Below are 15,746 nucleotides of genomic sequence, written 5' to 3'. Positions count from 1 at the left end.
CGCTGCAAGTACGTCCATGTAAGCTCGTTCGCGCCATCCATGGCGCTCTACGGTCCCGCAAACCCGCCCCCGCCGACCCTCGACGGTGTGTTGGGGGCCACGGAAGATCAACGGCGGTGCCGATCATTTTCATGCGTTACCGGGCGCGGTGGCGTTCCGTGCGTATTGATTCATTGTGCGAGGCCGTAGAGCCACGCCCTGCGTGGCTGCCTTTTGCATCCGCCCGCGACTCACCATCTGGGGCGGACGGCGGGCAGCCCCCGTAGGGACTGTCAAAAACATGGATGTTTTTGCCAAGCCTACAAGGACGTACTTGCGGCGTGTCCCGGAGCGGGGCTGGCCGACGGCCGCCCTGCCCGGATGAACTGAAACGCCAGCCGTTCGCGAAAACCCCAAAAAAAAGACGGGACGAATGCAATCTCAGCATCCGTCCCGCTTTGGCATCTAGAACGCTCGCTACCGCTTACAGCCGTTCGCGAATCGTCTGGCGCAGCGCTTCCAGGTCCTTGGCGAAGGCGTCGATGCCGGCGGCCAGCTTCTCGGTGGCCATCGGGTCGGCGGCCAGGTCGGCGGCAAATTTCGCTGCGTCGATCGGGGTAACGTTGACCGCTTCGGCGGTACCCGCCACCAGCTTGCGCGGCAGCTCGCCGTGGTCGGCGTCCAGCTTTTCCAGCAGGTCCGGGGAGATGGTCAGGCGGTCGCAGCCGGCCAGCGCTTCGATCTGCGCGGTGGAGCGGAACGAGGCGCCCATCACCACCGTCGGCGAACCGCGGCGCTTGAACTCGGCGTACACGCCGCGCACGAACACCACGCCCGGGTCGGCATCGATGTTGGCCGGGGCCTGGCCGTTGGCCACGTACCAGTCCAGGATGCGGCCGACGAACGGCGAGATCAGGAACGCGCCGGCTTCGCTGCAGGCCAGCGCCTGGGTCGGGTTGAAGATCAGCGTCAGGTTGCAGTCGATGCCTTCGGCCTGCAGCTGGCGCGCGGCTTCCACGCCTTCCCAGGTGGCGGCGATCTTGATCAGCACCTTGCTGCGCGGCACGCCGGCCGCTTCGTACATGGCGATGAACTGGCGCGCCTTGGCCACCGTTGCCGCCGTGTCGTGCGCCTGGTCGGCGTCGACTTCGGTGGAAACACGGCCCGGTACCAGCGTGCTCAGCAGCGTGCCCACGCCCACGGTGAGGCGGTCGGCCACGGCATGCACGATGGTTTCGCGCTCGCCCGCCTGCGTGCGGCCCCAGGCCAGTTCGCGCTCGATCAGCTCGGCGTAGACCGGCAGGTCGAGCGCCTTCTTGACCAGCGTGGGATTGGTCGTGCAGTCAACCGGCTTCAGGCGCTTGATCGCCTCGTAGTCGCCGGTATCGGCCACGACCACGGACAGGTCGCGCAGCTGCGAAAGTTTGGACGGGGTTGCGGTGCTCATTGCGGCTCCTGGAACGTTACCTGGGCCCTGCGCGGTGCGCGGCAGGGACGATCAAATCTGGGGGTTGTGGACGGCCTTCACCCGCAGGCGCAGCTTGCGGCCGCCAGGTGCATCCCAGTCCATGGACTGGCCCACGGCCAGGCCCAGCAGTGCGGTACCCACCGGTGCGAGGATGGAGACCTTGCCCTGGTCGACATCGGCTTCGCGCGGGTAGACCAGCGTCAGCTCGTGCTTGTCGCCGTGCAGCTCATCTTCGCATTCCACCCGCGAATGCATCATGACCACGCCTTCGGGCATCTGTTCCGGCGCCACCACGGTCGCACGGTTCAGTTCCTCGGCCAGGGCCAGCGCCGCAGGCGTCTTGGCAACGGCGGGCGATTCGAGCATGGCCTCGAGGCGGTCCATGTCGTGGCTGGAAACGGTGATGGAAGGCGGCAGGCCGCTGGCGGTGGACATCTGATACTCCTTGATTATGGAAAACCCATGCAAAAAGGCGGCGCCTGCTGGCACCGCCTTTCCCTATTGTGCTGCCTATCCGCGGCGGATGCGACCCGGGCCCGCGGCGCGCCGGCATGGCCGGTTCAGCGTGACCGTCAGGCCCGCGCCTGGAGCGGGGGCGGCCTGTCCGCTGCGCCATCGGCGGGGTCCAGCATGAACAACGCCTCGGGCAGCCGCTTGAACTGCTCGGCCAGCTGTTCCAGGAACCCGGTCATGGCCGAGCTGCGCCGCCACACCATGGCGATGCGCCGGCTGGGGCGGTCATCGCCCTCGAAATCGAGCAGGCGGATGTTGTCCGAGCGCGGCACCGGCGGCTTCACCGACAGCGTGGGCAGCAGGGTGATGCCCACGTCGGCCGCGACCATCTGGCGCAGCGTCTCCAGGCTGGTGGCGCGGAATTCGGATTTCTCGTTGGCGCCGAACAGCCGGCATACCGCCAGCGCCTGGTCGCGCAGGCAGTGCCCGTCTTCGAGCAGCAGCAGCTTCTGCGTGGAGAGTTCCTGCACGTCCAGGTGCAGGCGGCGCGCCAGCGGGTGCTGGCCGGAGACGGCCAGCAGGAACGGTTCCTCGAACAGGAACTCGGCGTGCAGCTGGTCGTCGTCCAGGGGCAGCGCCAACAGCGCCGCATCCAGCCGGCCGTCGCGCAGCCGGTGCAGCAGCTCGTCGCTTTTTTCTTCGACCAGCAGCAGTTCCAGTTGCGGGAACCGGCCGCGGATGTTGGGGATGACGTGCGGCAGCAGGTAGGGGCCCAGCGTGGGGAAGATGCCCAGCCGGACCGTGCCCGCTTCGGGGTCGCGGCTGCGCCGCGCCGCTTCCTTCAATTGTTCGATCTCGCCCATGATCGATCGCGCGCGGGCGGCCGCTTCCAGCCCGGCCGGGGTCAGCATCACCTTGCGCGGGGAGCGCTCCACCAGCGGCAGGCCCAGCTCATCCTCGAGCTTGCGGATCTGGGTCGAGAGCGTGGGCTGGCTGACGAAGCACGACGCCGCCGCTCGACCAAAGTGGCGATGGTCAGCCAACGCCACCAGATATTTCAGATCACGTAGGTTCATTTCCTTGTACCTCTAGACGGTAATGGACCGGGCGATGGCGTGGTTTCCCCAGCAGGTAAAAAAGGTTCCCCGCAAGCGGGGAACCGGACGTTTCAGGCAGCTTCGGCGACGGCGCCGCTGCTCTTGGGAACGGTAGTGCGGATCAGGTGGTCAAAGGCGCTCAGCGCGGCCGTCGAACCGGCGCCCATGGCGATGATGATCTGCTTGTAGGGTACGGTTGTGCAATCGCCTGCGGCAAACACGCCCGGAACACTGGTCTGGCCGCGGTCGTCAATGACCACTTCGCCGCGCGGCGACAGTGCCACCGCGTCCTTCAGCCACTCCGTATTGGGCAGCAGCCCGATCTGCACGAAGATGCCTTCCAGCTCCACCCGGTGGGCATCGCCACCGACGCGGTCCTTGTAGACCAGGCCGTTGACCTTCTGGCCATCGCCCAGCACTTCCTGGGTGAGCGCGCTGGTGATGATGGTGACATTGCCCAGGCTGCGCAGCTTCTTCTGCAGGACCTCATCGGCGCGGAGTTTGTCGTCGAACTCCAGAAGGGTCACATGCGTCACGATGCCGGCCAGGTCGATCGCCGCTTCCACCCCGGAATTGCCACCGCCGATCACCGCCACGCGCTTGCCCTTGAACAACGGGCCGTCGCAATGCGGGCAGTAGGCAACGCCCTTGTTGCGGTACTGGTCTTCGCCGGGCACGTTCATCTGGCGCCAGCGCGCACCGGTGGACAGGATCACCGAACGTGACTTCAGCGACGCGCCGTTTTCCAGCGTGATCTCGACCAGGCCATCGTCGCCGGCCGGCACCAGGCCGCTGGCGCGCTGCAGGTTCATGATGTCCACGTCGTACTCGCGGACGTGCTGTTCCAGCGCCATCGCCAGCTTCGGGCCTTCGGTTTCCTTGACCGAGATGAAGTTCTCGATCGCCATGGTGTCCAGCACCTGGCCACCGAAACGCTCGGCCGCCACGCCGGTACGGATGCCCTTGCGCGCGGCGTAGATCGCCGCAGCGGCGCCGGCCGGGCCGCCGCCGATCACCAGCACGTCGTACGGCGCCTTGGCGGCGATCTTCGCCGCATCGCGCTTGGCCGAACCGGTGTCCAGCTTGGCCACGATCTGCTCCAGGCTCATGCGGCCCTGGTCGAACACTTCGCCGTTGAGGTACACGGTGGGCACGGACATGATCTGGCGCGCCTCGACCTCGGCCGGGAACAGGCCGCCGTCGATCGCCACGTGCTGGATGCGCGGGTTCAGCACCGCCGCCAGGTTCAGCGCCTGCACCACGTCCGGGCAGTTCTGGCAGGACAGCGAGAAATAGGTTTCAAACCGGTACTCGCCTTCCAGCCCCTGCACCTGTTCGATCACTTCGGCCGTGGCCTTCGACGGGTGCCCACCAACCTGCAGCAGCGCCAGCACCAGCGAGGTGAATTCGTGGCCCATCGGCAGGCCGGCGAAGGCCAGGTGGATGTCCTGGCCCGGCGTGGTCAGCGCGAAGGACGGGGTGCGCTCGGCGCCGTCGCGGCGCACGTCCAGGGTGATCTGGCTGGACAGGCTGACCAAGGTTTCGAGCAGCTCCAGCATTTCCTGCGACTTGGCGCCATCATCGGCGTGCGCGGTGATCTGGATCGGCCGGGTGACGCGTTCCAGGTAGGTCTTCAGCTGGGACTGGAGGTTGGCATCCAACATCGAAAAACTCCTTGATTCAGGCAAAGGAACTACGTCGACGTACCGCTACGGTACATCTGGGCGGCGTAGGGGTGAACCGAAGCGGGCGCGGGCGCACCGGCTTGGATTCACCCCCACTCCCGTCGCAACGGGAATGGGGATGAGGCGTTGCTTTAGATCTTGCCGACCAGGTCCAGCGACGGGGTCAGGGTCTTCTCGCCTTCCTTCCACTTGGCCGGGCACACCTGGTTCGGGTTGGCGGCGGTGAACTGGGCAGCCTTCAGCTTGCGCAGGGTCTCGGAGACGTCACGGGCGATCTCGTTGGAGTGGATCTCCAGGGTCTTGATCACGCCTTCCGGGTTGATGATGAAGGTGCCGCGCAGGGCCAGGCCTTCTTCGGCAATGTGCACGCCGAAGGCGTTGGTCAGCTGGTGGGTCGGGTCGCCGACCAGCGGGAACTGGGCCTTGCCGACGGCCGGCGAGGTTTCGTGCCACACCTTGTGCGAGAAGTGGGTGTCGGTGGTGACGATGTACACCTCGGCACCGGCCTTCTGGAACTCGGCGTAATGATCGGCGGCGTCTTCAATCTCGGTCGGGCAGTTGAAGGTGAAGGCGGCCGGCATGAAGATCAGGACCGACCACTGGCCCTTCAGGGTGCTGTCCGACACCTTGATGAACTCGCCATTCTGGTAGGCGTTGGCTTCGAACGGCTTGATCTGGGTGTTGATGAGCGACATCGATATTCCTCGTGGTGAAGGGGGATGGGTGAAGCAGCCAACACAGAGTAACGGCTGGGTTTCGATAAGGAAAATGCATTGATTTCATCAATACGATAGGCACAGTCTATCGAAATGGCCTGATTACAGAGTGAATACAGGCCCCTATTCATTTGTATCTGATTGTCTGGAAAGGATTTCCGGGTTTTTCCCGATCCGCACGCTGATAGCCTCAGGTTATCCAGCGGACAAGGTGCCTGAACGGCCTTTCAGCGCCCCGGCGTGGCTGCGACACCCGGTCGCGGGGCCCGGCCCGTGCCGCCATTGGCCTACACTGCGCCCCCACCGATGCCCAGGCCCGCCATGACCGCCGCCCCGCAGGAGATCCGCCAGCTGCTTGCCGCCGCCGCCCGCGCGCTGCCCGGGGTGGAAGGCCGGCACGAAGCCGAACTGCTGCTGCTGCATGTACTGGGGCGTGAGCGCGGCTGGCTGTTCGCGCATGCCACCGACCTGCTAGACCCGGCCACGGCGGAGGCGTTCGCGGCGCTGCTGCAGCGTCGCATCGCCGGTGAGCCGGTGGCCTACCTGCTGGGCCGGCGCGGCTTCTGGACCCTGGACCTGGCAGTGAGCCCGGCCACCTTGATTCCGCGCCCGGAAACCGAGCGGCTGGTCGAGCTGGCCCTGGATCGGCTGCCGGAAGGCGTGCCGCTGCAGATCGCCGACCTGGGCACCGGCAGTGGCGCCATCGCGCTGGCGCTGGCCAGTGAGCGCCCGCTGGCGTGCGTCGTGGCCACGGACATGAGTGTCGATGCCCTCGCTGTCGCGGCCGGCAACGCCCGCCAGCACGGGCTGGCCAACGTCGCGTTCCGGCAGGGCTCCTGGCATGCGCCGCTGGCCGGCGAGCGCTTCGACCTGATTGCCAGCAATCCACCGTACATCGCCAGCGACGACCCGCACCTGGCGCAGGGCGACCTGCGCTTCGAACCGGCTACCGCGCTGGCCTCCGGCACCGACGGGCTGGACGACATCCGCCTGATCATTGAAGGCGCGCCTGCGCACCTGCAGCCGGGCGGCTGGCTGCTGATGGAACATGGTTGGGACCAGGGCGAACCGATCCGCGCGCTGCTGGAGGGCGCCGGATTCGTCGATGTGGAAACCGCGCTGGACCTGGAACAGCGCGACCGGGTGAGCCTGGGCCGGTGGCCCGCCACCCAGCGGTAGAATGAGCGACCGTGATTCCACTGGAGCTCCACCCATGCGCACGCTGTACCCGGCCATCACCCCTTACGACGTTGGCAGCCTGAAGGTCGACGACCGCCACACGCTGTATTTCGAACAGTGCGGCAACCCGCAGGGCAAGCCGGTGGTGATGCTGCATGGCGGCCCGGGCGGCGGCTGCAGCGACAAGATGCGCCAGTTCCACGACCCGGCGAAGTACCGCATCATCCTGTTCGACCAGCGCGGTGCCGGCCGGTCCACCCCGCACGCCGACCTGGTGGACAACACCACCTGGGACCTGGTGGCCGATATCGAGAAGCTGCGCGAGCACCTGGGGGTGGAGCGCTGGCAGGTTTTCGGCGGCAGCTGGGGGTCGACCCTGGCGCTGGCCTATGCGCAGACCCATCCCCAGCAGGTGACCGAGCTGGTGCTGCGTGGCATCTTCATGCTGCGTCGCTGGGAACTGGAATGGTTCTACCAGGAAGGCGCCAACCGCCTGTTCCCGGATGCGTGGGAACACTACCTGGCACCGATCCCGGCCGTGGAACGCCACGACCTGATTTCCGCCTTCCACCGCCGCCTGACCAGTGACGATGAAGCTACCCGCCTGGCCGCGGCCAAGGCGTGGAGCGTGTGGGAAGGCGCCACCAGCTTCCTGCACGTGGACGTCGACTTCGTGAACAGCCATGAGGACCCGCGCTTCGCGCTGGCATTCGCGCGCATCGAGAACCACTACTTCGTCAACGGCGGTTTCTTCGAGGTCGAAGAACAGCTGCTGCGTGATGCGCACCGTATCGCCGACATCCCGGGCGTGATCGTGCACGGCCGCTACGACGTGGTGTGCCCGCTGCAGAATGCGTGGGAGCTGCACAAGGCCTGGCCGAAATCCACGCTGGAAATCAGCCCGGCGTCTGGCCATTCCGCGTTCGAAGCCGAGAACATCGACGCGCTGGTGCGCGCCACGGATGGTTTCGCCGCCTGATGTCCGTACCCACCAACGGTGGGTACCTACCGGGGGACGGATGGCTTCGCTGCCTGATGTCCGTACCCACCAACGGTGGGTACCTACCGGTTGGGCGGGGCGGTAGGCCACGACCGTTGGTCGTGGCTGGCGGTCACCAGGTGCCGGCGGACAACGCTTCAGCCAGCACTTTCAGTTTCGGCGAGGCCTGCCGCGACGGCGGATACACCAGCGACAACGCACGCGTGCGGCCCTCGAATGGTTCCAGCACGCGCTGCAGGCGGCCGTCGGCCAACGCGTCGGCGACCGCGAAATCCATTACCTGCACGATGCCGACCCCGGCCAGTGCGCCTTCCACCAGCGGATCGCCGCTGTCGAATACCATCCGCGCCGGCGCGGTGAACTCGCGCAGCCCATCGCCGTCGCGGAACTGCCAGTCCACCAGCCGCCCGCTGCGCAGGTTGCGCACCGCCAGGCAGGCGTGGTCCTGCAGCGCATCGACGGTCTCCGGCGCGCCATGCCGGGCGATGTAGCCGGGCGAGGCCACGGTCACCCAGCGCAGCGGCCGCAGCGGCCGCGCCACCATGCGCACATCGCTGATCGGCCCGGTGCGCAGTGCGGCATCGAAGCCTTCCTCGACCAGGTCCACCAGGCGGTCGTTGAGCACCAGCTCGAACTGCAGCTGCGGGTAGATGGCCATCAACTGGCCGGTCAACGGCACCAGCACCTTGCGCCCGAACATCGACGGTGCAGTCAGCTTGAGCACGCCCGAGGGCGTGCAGGGGCGGTCGCCCAGCCGGCGCTCGGCATCCTCCAGCCCGCACAGCAGGGGCGTGCAGTGCTCCACGAACTGACGCCCATCCGGGGTCAGGCTGACCGCGCGCGTGGTGCGCTGGAGCAGGCGCACGCCCAGCTCGCTTTCCAGCCGGCCGATCGCGCGCGACAGCCCCGACTGGCTGATGCCCAGCTGCCCGGCGGCCGCGGTGAAACTACGGGCCTCGGCTACCTGCACCAGCATGCGCACGGCATTGAGATCCATGGCGGTGTCCGATTAATGCGAAAATGCATGACAGAAATCGAAGTATCCGGGTTTATTTGTTCGACGTCATCAATGAGACTGCCCGCCTCCCCCTCGTACCGACCGGCATGACCCACTCCGCACCTGCTTTCCCGCCCCGCCTGGCGCTGACCCTGCTGGCCATGGCCCAGCTGATCATCGCGCTGGACGCCACCATCATCTTCGTGGCCCTGCATGAGATGGGGGTGCAGCTGGGCATCAATGCCCAGCAGCTGCAGTGGATCGTCAGCGCCTACACCGTGGCCTTCGGCGGCTGCCTGCTGCTGGGCGGTCGCGCCGCCGACCTGCTCGGCCGGCGTCGGGTCTACCGCAGTGGCATGGCGCTGTTCGCGCTGGCCTCGCTGGTCGGTGGGCTCAGCAACAGCGGCGGGGTGTTGATCGCCGCGCGTGCGGTGCAGGGCATCGGTGCGGCACTGCTGTTCCCGGCGACGTTGTCGTTGATCAGCACCATCTACGCCGAAGGGGCACCGCGCAACCGGGCGCTGGCGATCTGGTCGATGGCCAGTGCCGGCGGGCTGGCGCTGGGCACGCTGCTGGGCGGCGTGCTCACCCAGAGCTTCGGCTGGTCCTCGGTACTGCTGGTGATCGTGCCATTCGCCAGCGCCTGCGCGCTGCTGGCGGGCTGGTGGCTGCCGCGCGATGCGGCGGTGCTGCGCGGGCGCTCGTTCGACCTGGCCGGCTGCCTCACCGTGACCCTGGGCGGCAGCCTGCTGGTGACCACGCTGGTGCAGGCGCCGGAGTGGGGCTGGGCCGCGCCGCGCACGCTGGGCTGCCTGGTGGCCTCGGCGGTGCTGCTGGCCGGCTTCGTGGCGATCGAACAGCGCAGCCGCGACCCGTTGATGCAGTTCTCGCTGCTGCGCCTGCGCAGCCTGCGCGCGGCGATGTTGCTGACGATGGTGTTCATGAGCAGCTTCGGCGTGCAGTACTACTTCCTGGCGCTGTACTTCCAGGATGGCTACGGCTGGAGTGCGCTGCAGGCCGGCCTGGCCTTCCTGCCGCCCACGCTGGTGTGCACGTTCGGCATCCGCATCAGCGAACGGATGCTGCGCCGGCGTTCGCCGCGCCAGGTGCTGGCGCTGGGCATGGGCGCCGGCGCGATCGGCATCGGCGCGGTCGCGGTGGCGCTGCCGCATGGCGCCACCTACTGGGCGCTGCTGCCGGGGATCGTGGTGCTGAGCATCGGCCAGGGCATGACCTGGACGGCGATGTGGATCGTGGCCGGGCAGGGCGTGCCGGCCGCGCAGCAGGGCGTGGCCTCGGGCATGGCTGCCACCGCGCAGCAGATCGGTGGCGCGCTCGGCCTGGCGCTGCTGGTGATGCTGGCCAACGCAGGCCGCAGCGCCAGCAGCACCGGCACCAGCCCCGAAGCACTGCAGGGGCTGGTCCACGCACAATACGGCGCGGCGCTGTTCGCGTTGCTGGGCGTGGCCGTGGCGCTGTGGTTGCGCCCGGAGAAAACCGGCGCCGCCGTGCCGGTTACGGGGTTGACCGCACCGTAACGTTCAGCGCGGTGAACACCCGCGCCAGGCGTTCCGCCCACGCGCGCTGCCCGGCCGCATCGGCGATCAGGTCCTGGCGGATTTCCAGCTCCACGTGCAGCAACCCGCGGCCTTCGCCATGCACCGGCACCGCGTAATCACTGGTGCTGCTGACCGAGTACGGTTCGTTGTCGCCCACCACCAGGTCGCCTTCATCGCGCAGTGCCTGCAGCAGTGCATGCGCCAGGCGCGTGTCCTGGTGGTACAGCACCCCGGCATGCCACGGCCGGTCTGCACCGTTCATGCGCGGGGTGAAGCTGTGCATCATCACCAGCAAGGTCGGGCGCTCCTGCCCGGCGCGTGCATCCAGTTCGGCGGCAATGCGCGCGTGGTAGGGCGCGTGGATCGCATCGATGCGCTGCTGGCGCTGCGCGGCCGACAGCCCGGCGTTGCCCGGCACCACGGTATGGTCGCTGACCTCGGGAATCAGCGTCGGCGAGGCCAACGGACGGTTGCAGTCGATCACCAGCCGCGAATAGGTCTGGGTGATCGCCCACGCGTCGAGCAACCCGGCCAGTTCGCGGGTGACCCCGGCAATGCCGATGTCCCAGCCGATATGGCGGTCGCGCTCGACCTGCGGCAGGCCCAGGTTCGCCAGCACGTCCGGCACCTGCTGGCCGGCGTGGTCGGCGATCAGTACATAAGGTGAGCGCCCCTGCGGGTGCAGCACGGTGAACGGCGCAGGATCCTCTGCGCCAAGCAGGGGCGTGGCCGCCAGCGGATGCGTACGCGAATCAGCCACGCGCGGTCCCATCCAGATGGTGCTCGATCATCCACAGGCCGGCCCACAGCTTGGCGTCCAGCTGGTAGCCCTGGCCCATCTTCTCCACCAGCCAGGCGGCCGCGCGGGCACGCGGTACCTCATGCACGGTGATGTCCTCGCTGGCATCGCCGCCGCCTTCGCCCACCTTGCGCAGGCCGGTGGCGCGCACGAAGGCGATCTTCTCGCTGCTGGCACCGGAGGACGTCGGGCCGATCATCAGGACTTCGGCATGGTCGGCGGTCCAGCCGGTTTCTTCTTCGAGCTCGCGCACGGCGGACGCCTCGATCGATTCGCCGGCGTCGATGTCGCCCACCAGCCCGGCCGGCATCTCGATCGTGTTGGCCTGCAGCGGTACGCGGAACTGCTCGACGAACAGCACGTTGTCGTCGGGGGTGACGGCGATGATGATCGCCGCCAGTCCGCCGGCATGGGTGCGCTCGCTGTACTCCCACGAACCGCGCACGACCATGCGCTGGTACTTGCCTTCGTAGACGACCTTCGGGGCTTGCGTGTTGGGGCTCATGCGAACTCGCTGGCGGGAGGGGAAATGTCGGGAATGCCGGCCGCGTTGAACAGCCGGCGCCGGGTAAGCGGACCAAAGCGCAGCGCCTCGCACAGCCCCTGCAGCATCTGCGGGTCGGCACTGGAGCGGCTGAAATCGGCCTGCGCCGCATCCAGCGGTGCATCCAGCGCGATGGTGGTCAGCTGCCGCCACAGCAGCGCATGCTCGCGCTGCTCGCGCAGGCGCACCGCCATCTGGGCGGCGCCGCGCAGGCGCAGGAACGGCACTTCGTCCAGTCGCTCGTACAGGGTGTCCAGGCTGCCGAAGTGGGCCAGCAGCACGGCGGCTGACTTGGCGCCGACACCGGTCACCCCGGGAATGTTGTCGACCGCATCGCCGCACAGCGCCAGGTAATCGGCGATCTGGTGCGCATGCACGCCGTGGCGGGCCTTGACCCCGGCCATGCCCCAGCGCTGGTTGCGGGCGTAATCCCACTGCTCGTCATGCTCGAACAGCAGCTGCGACAGGTCCTTGTCGGCCGAGATGATCACCCCGCGCATGCCGGCCGGGCGGCGCGCGTGCAAGGCGCTGCCGATCAGGTCGTCGGCCTCGTACTCGGTGTGGGCCAGCACGGCCAGGCCCAGCGCGCTGCACAGCGCCTTGCAGTGCGCGAACTGGCGGCGCAGTGCATCGGGTGCCGGATCGCGGTTGGCCTTGTAGGCGGCATACAGGTTATGGCGGAAGCAGCTGTCCAGCGCCTCGTCAAAGGCGATGGCGATGTGCTGCGGACGCTCGCGTTCGAGCAGGTCGAGCAGGAAGCGGGCGAAACCATGCACCGCGTTGGTCGGCCAACCCTGCTGGTCCTGGAATTCATCGGGCATCGAATGCCAGGCCCGGAACACGTACAGGCTGGCGTCCACCAGGTAGAGAGGCGTGTGCACTCAGCCCACCCAGTCCTGCAGCAGCGCGGCCGGATCGGGGCGCTCGCGTTCGGGCACGGCGGTCCTGGGCGTACCGATATGGATGAAGCCGGCAATCCGCTCATGGTCGGCCAGGCCCAGGTGCGCGTGCACCGCCGGGTCGAAGGCCATCCAGGCGGTCAGCCACTGCGCACCAAAGCCCAGCGCCTGCGCGGCCTGCAGCAGGGCGAAGCAGACGCAGCCGGCGGTCATCAGCTGCTCCTGCTCGGGCACCTTCGGGCTCGGCGTGGGGGCGGCAATGACGGTGATGATCAGCGGGGCATGCGAAAAGCGCAGCCGGTCCTTTTCCACCTGTGCATCCGAGGCGGTGGGGTCGCGCTCACGGCTGCGCCGGGCCAGGAACTCGCCCAGCTGCAGGCGGGCATCGCCGGCGATGCGCAGGAACCGGTAGGGCACCCGCTTGCCGTGGTCGGGCACGCGCACGGCTGAGGCCAGCATCCGCAGCAGGGTGGCCGGGTCCGGTCCGGGCGCGCCCAGTTGCAGGGCGGGAACCGAACGGCGGGCGTCCAGGGCTTGCAGCGCAGGGGAGTCGAGCATGGGGTCTCTATCGGGCATCGGGGTGGCCCTGATTATAGTCGGGGCAGTTTGTGACCCCGCTTATGGCGATCTCCTGCCCATTTGCGACGAACCGTGATGAACAGCACTTAATTAGTGGCACTCCTTCACGTCGCTGTACTCGCTTCCCACCCGCGCTGGCCTTACGATACAAGGCCTGCCGGCACCCGGGTCATGAGGTTCAAAGTGCGGACTGTTTCACTGTCCCTGACCGGTGGGCCGTCCTACCATCCGTGTGCTGGTGTCTTGGGGACGCCCGTGCCTGTTGTATCCATGCTGCATCCTGTACCAGCGAGGGTGGGGAGCCTTTTCGCATGATCGCCACGCCCAACGTATCGGGACAGCCGGGTCGCGACCCGGCGCTGTTGAAGCTTGCACGCGAGGCCGCCCTGCCGGGCCTGGCCGAGTCGTTCGCGACCGTGATCGCACGCTTCGACGATGTGCTGTTCGACCGTGCCGGCACCGCTGGCGCGTCGCAGCTGCTGTTCCTGGATGGCATGCGTGAACTGCGTCGGCGCCGCGAGGACATCGTGGCCGGCTTCCGTGGGCATCTGGCCAAGGCCTGGGACGCGCTGGAGCACGCTGAGCCGCTGTCGGCCGAGGCCACGCTGGCTGGCCAGGGCGAGGAAGGGCTGAGCCTGGTTCCCGAGCACGTGCTGGAATCGCGGCTGGCGGTGCGCAACTTCGCCACCGTGCTGCTGCGCGACTGGAAGCCGGTGCTGGGCCGGCTTGACCGCCGCCTGGGCTGGATCGCCGGCGGGCTGGAACTGAACGCCGATACCAACCCGATCAGCCCCGAGCACATCGGCGTGGCCATCCATGAGGCCTTCGCGGACTGTGAACTGGCGCCGGAAGTGCGCCTGGTGCTGATCAAGCTGTGCGAGCGCGACCTGCACGCGCCGATCGGCAAGCGTTACGAGAAACTCGACGAACAATTGGCCGCTGCCGGTGTGATGCCGCAGATGGCCGCCCCGCGCCGCGCCGCGCCGCGTCCGCCCTCGCCCCGGCAGGAGCTGGACGAGCTGGTCGAGGCGCTGGAAACCCAGGGTGCCGCTGCCGACGACGGTGCGGCCCCGGCCTGGGCGCGCCGCTTTGCCGACCGCTGGGCGGCCAGTCGCGGCCGCATGCAGTCGGCGCAGGCCGCGCATGACCATGCCAGCGAAGGCCCGGACGGGATGAGCGGCAACCAGGGCATGCTGCTGGAGGCACTGCACGAGTTGCTGCAGCAGACCCGGCATGTCCGCGAAGACGCGACCTCTGCCGCCAGCGTGGCGGTGGGGCAACAGCGCCCGCTGAGCCAGCGCGAAATGATGTCGGTGCTGTCGCTGCTGCAGGCCACGCCGAGTGCGACCCTGCGCGCGGCGATCGGCGAAGACGGCGAATCGCTGGCGCAGCGGCTCAAGAGCGAAGTGCTGTCCGGGGCGACCCGGCTCGGCGTGGACCCGGCGCAGGCGCGCCTGGACCCGCAGGATGAAGATGCGATCGACCTGGTCGGCATGCTGTTCGATGTGATGCTGGACGAGCGCGACCTGGAAGGTCGCTCGCGCGAGCTGATCGGCCGGCTGGTGGTGCCCTTCGTGAAGGTGGCCATGCTCGACCGCCGCATGTTCGTGCAGAAGACCCACCCGGCGCGCAAGCTGCTCAATTCGCTGGCCGAGGCCTGCGAAGGCAACACCGGCGAGAGCCAGGCCGAGCGCGTGCTGATGGGCAAGGTCGAGGAAATCATCGAGCGGCTGGTGGCCGAGTTCAACGAGAACCTGGCCATCTTCCTGACCCTGGAAGAAGAATTCCGCGATTTCCTGGCCCAGCATCGTCGCCGCATCGAGATTGCCGAGCGCCGCGCGGCCGAGACCCAGCGCGGGCAGGAAAAGCTGGAAGTGGCGCGCACCCGCGCGGCCTCCGAGCTGGACTGGCGGATCGCCGACACCGCGCTGCCGCAGGCCATCGGCGATTTCCTGCGCCAGCCGTGGCAGCACCATCTCACCCTGGCCGTACTGCGCGAAGGCGACGACGGCCCGTCGGTGAGCGAGGCGCTGGCGCTGGCGGACGGGGTCCTGGAAGAAGTGTCCGAAGCCCGCCGCCAGATCGTCGGCAAGCCGTGGCTGCAGGCATGGCACCCGGTGCTGCGCAAGGTCTTTGCCAGTGTCGGCGTGCACGCCGATGGCGCCAACGCGGCCATCGATTCGCTGCATGACACGCTGCAGTCCATCGCCGAATCGCGCCCGGAACTGGAACGCGCGCTGCCGGAGCTGCCACAGGTGGTCCTGCCGACGCCCCCGGCCGCAGACAGCGCGGGCGTGGAGCTGGGCAGCAAGGTGGACGTCACCGACTTCGACAACGCCGATGCCGACCGTTTCCGCGGCCTGGAAATCGGCAGCTGGCTCGATTTCGTCGACAAGGACGGCAAGGTCCAGGCCGGCAAGCTGTCCTGGGTCAGCCCGATTTCGCAGCGCCTGCTGTTCGTGAACCGCCGCGGCGTGCGCTTCTGCGTGGCCTCGCCCGAAGAACTCGCCGTCATGGTGCGCCTCGGCCGCCTGCGCGCGCACATCGACGATGGCGCCTTCGACAGCGCCATGCAGGGCGTCATCGATCGCCTCGATACCAAGGGCGCTACGGTTCACTGAGGTTGCCGCTGGAAGCAACGTCAACGTCAACGTCAACGGCAGCGTTTTGGTTGCTACGTGTTGGGGAGGCCGTCGGGCAGCCCCCTACGGGACACGCCGTGAATCCATCCATGGAGGCTTGTCAAAAACATCCATGTTTTTGACAGTCCCTACGGGGGCTACCCGCCGGCC

Annotated in this window: 14 protein-coding genes; 4 read left to right on the top strand and 10 right to left on the bottom strand. The window is 67.9% G+C overall.

Annotated features, from left to right (window positions below):
• Positions 1–463: 463 nt before the first annotated feature.
• From QMX79_RS15815 to ahpC, 5 genes are all read right to left on the bottom strand, one after another.
• Positions 464–1,426, bottom strand: a complete 963-nt coding sequence (locus QMX79_RS15815) for a transaldolase (protein ID WP_282247579.1) — start codon at positions 1,424–1,426, stop codon at positions 464–466.
• Between the two features lie 51 nt (positions 1,427–1,477).
• A complete protein-coding gene (gene rnk, locus QMX79_RS15810) occupies positions 1,478–1,882 on the bottom strand; it encodes a nucleoside diphosphate kinase regulator (RefSeq protein WP_282247578.1) in 405 nt (134 codons plus the stop codon).
• 137 nt (positions 1,883–2,019) lie between these two features.
• Positions 2,020–2,976 (bottom strand): DNA-binding transcriptional regulator OxyR, encoded by a 957-nt coding sequence (oxyR, locus tag QMX79_RS15805; protein WP_282247577.1) that lies wholly within the window; start codon positions 2,974–2,976, stop codon positions 2,020–2,022.
• 92 nt (positions 2,977–3,068) lie between these two features.
• Positions 3,069–4,661, bottom strand: a complete 1,593-nt coding sequence (gene ahpF / locus QMX79_RS15800; protein WP_282247576.1) for an alkyl hydroperoxide reductase subunit F — start codon at positions 4,659–4,661, stop codon at positions 3,069–3,071.
• Between the two features lie 152 nt (positions 4,662–4,813).
• Positions 4,814–5,377 carry an alkyl hydroperoxide reductase subunit C gene (ahpC, locus tag QMX79_RS15795; RefSeq protein WP_068849365.1) on the bottom strand — a complete coding sequence of 188 codons (564 nt, stop codon included), beginning with the start codon at positions 5,375–5,377 and terminating at the stop codon, positions 4,814–4,816.
• Positions 5,378–5,719: 342 nt separating this feature from the next.
• On the opposite strand from ahpC, the gene prmC reads away from it, so the two are divergent.
• Positions 5,720–6,577 (top strand): peptide chain release factor N(5)-glutamine methyltransferase, encoded by an 858-nt coding sequence (gene prmC / locus QMX79_RS15790; protein WP_282247575.1) that lies wholly within the window; start codon positions 5,720–5,722, stop codon positions 6,575–6,577.
• A 34-nt stretch (positions 6,578–6,611) separates the two neighbouring features.
• The gene (pip, locus tag QMX79_RS15785) at positions 6,612–7,556 is read left to right on the top strand and encodes a prolyl aminopeptidase (RefSeq protein ID WP_282247574.1); all 945 of its coding nucleotides are present in this window, start codon (positions 6,612–6,614) and stop codon (positions 7,554–7,556) included.
• 133 nt (positions 7,557–7,689) lie between these two features.
• Here the strand turns inward: pip and QMX79_RS15780 are convergent, their stop codons facing one another.
• Positions 7,690–8,574, bottom strand: a complete 885-nt coding sequence (locus tag QMX79_RS15780; protein WP_282247573.1) for a LysR family transcriptional regulator — start codon at positions 8,572–8,574, stop codon at positions 7,690–7,692.
• Between the two features lie 107 nt (positions 8,575–8,681).
• Between QMX79_RS15780 and QMX79_RS15775 the strand changes: the two genes are divergently transcribed.
• Positions 8,682–10,112, top strand: a complete 1,431-nt coding sequence (locus QMX79_RS15775; protein WP_282247572.1) for an MFS transporter — start codon at positions 8,682–8,684, stop codon at positions 10,110–10,112.
• Here the strand turns inward: QMX79_RS15775 and QMX79_RS15770 are convergent.
• Genes QMX79_RS15770 through QMX79_RS15755 form a run of 4 tightly spaced genes read right to left on the bottom strand, consistent with a single transcriptional unit; the run spans position 10,090 to position 12,933 of the window.
• Positions 10,090–10,893: an N-formylglutamate amidohydrolase gene (locus tag QMX79_RS15770; protein ID WP_282247571.1), complete on the bottom strand. Its 804-nt coding sequence runs from the start codon at positions 10,891–10,893 to the stop codon at positions 10,090–10,092. The two genes, QMX79_RS15775 and QMX79_RS15770, sit on opposite strands and share 23 nt — an antisense overlap.
• Positions 10,886–11,437 (bottom strand): NUDIX hydrolase, encoded by a 552-nt coding sequence (locus QMX79_RS15765; protein ID WP_282247570.1) that lies wholly within the window; start codon positions 11,435–11,437, stop codon positions 10,886–10,888. Before QMX79_RS15765 ends, QMX79_RS15770 begins: the two co-directional genes overlap by 8 nt.
• A complete protein-coding gene (locus QMX79_RS15760) occupies positions 11,434–12,357 on the bottom strand; it encodes a 5'-3' exonuclease H3TH domain-containing protein (protein WP_282247569.1) in 924 nt (307 codons plus the stop codon). The genes QMX79_RS15765 and QMX79_RS15760 overlap by 4 nt, the downstream gene beginning before the upstream one ends.
• Positions 12,358–12,933, bottom strand: coding sequence for a nitroreductase (locus QMX79_RS15755; protein WP_282247568.1), 576 nt, complete (start codon positions 12,931–12,933; stop codon positions 12,358–12,360).
• 332 nt (positions 12,934–13,265) lie between these two features.
• Here QMX79_RS15755 and QMX79_RS15750 point away from each other — a divergent pair, with 332 nt between their 5' ends.
• On the top strand, positions 13,266–15,575 hold the full coding sequence (locus QMX79_RS15750) for a DUF1631 domain-containing protein (protein ID WP_282247567.1): 2,310 nt from the start codon (positions 13,266–13,268) through the stop codon (positions 15,573–15,575).
• The last annotated feature ends 171 nt before the right edge of the window (positions 15,576–15,746 follow it).

Origin of the sequence: Stenotrophomonas sp. PS02300 (genome assembly GCF_029959395.1) — a bacterium.
GTDB classification, from domain to species: Bacteria; Pseudomonadota; Gammaproteobacteria; order Xanthomonadales; family Xanthomonadaceae; genus Stenotrophomonas; species Stenotrophomonas maltophilia_AD.
The sequence above is the reverse complement of the archived record's forward strand: the minus strand, read 5'-3'. Positions and strand labels throughout refer to the sequence as shown.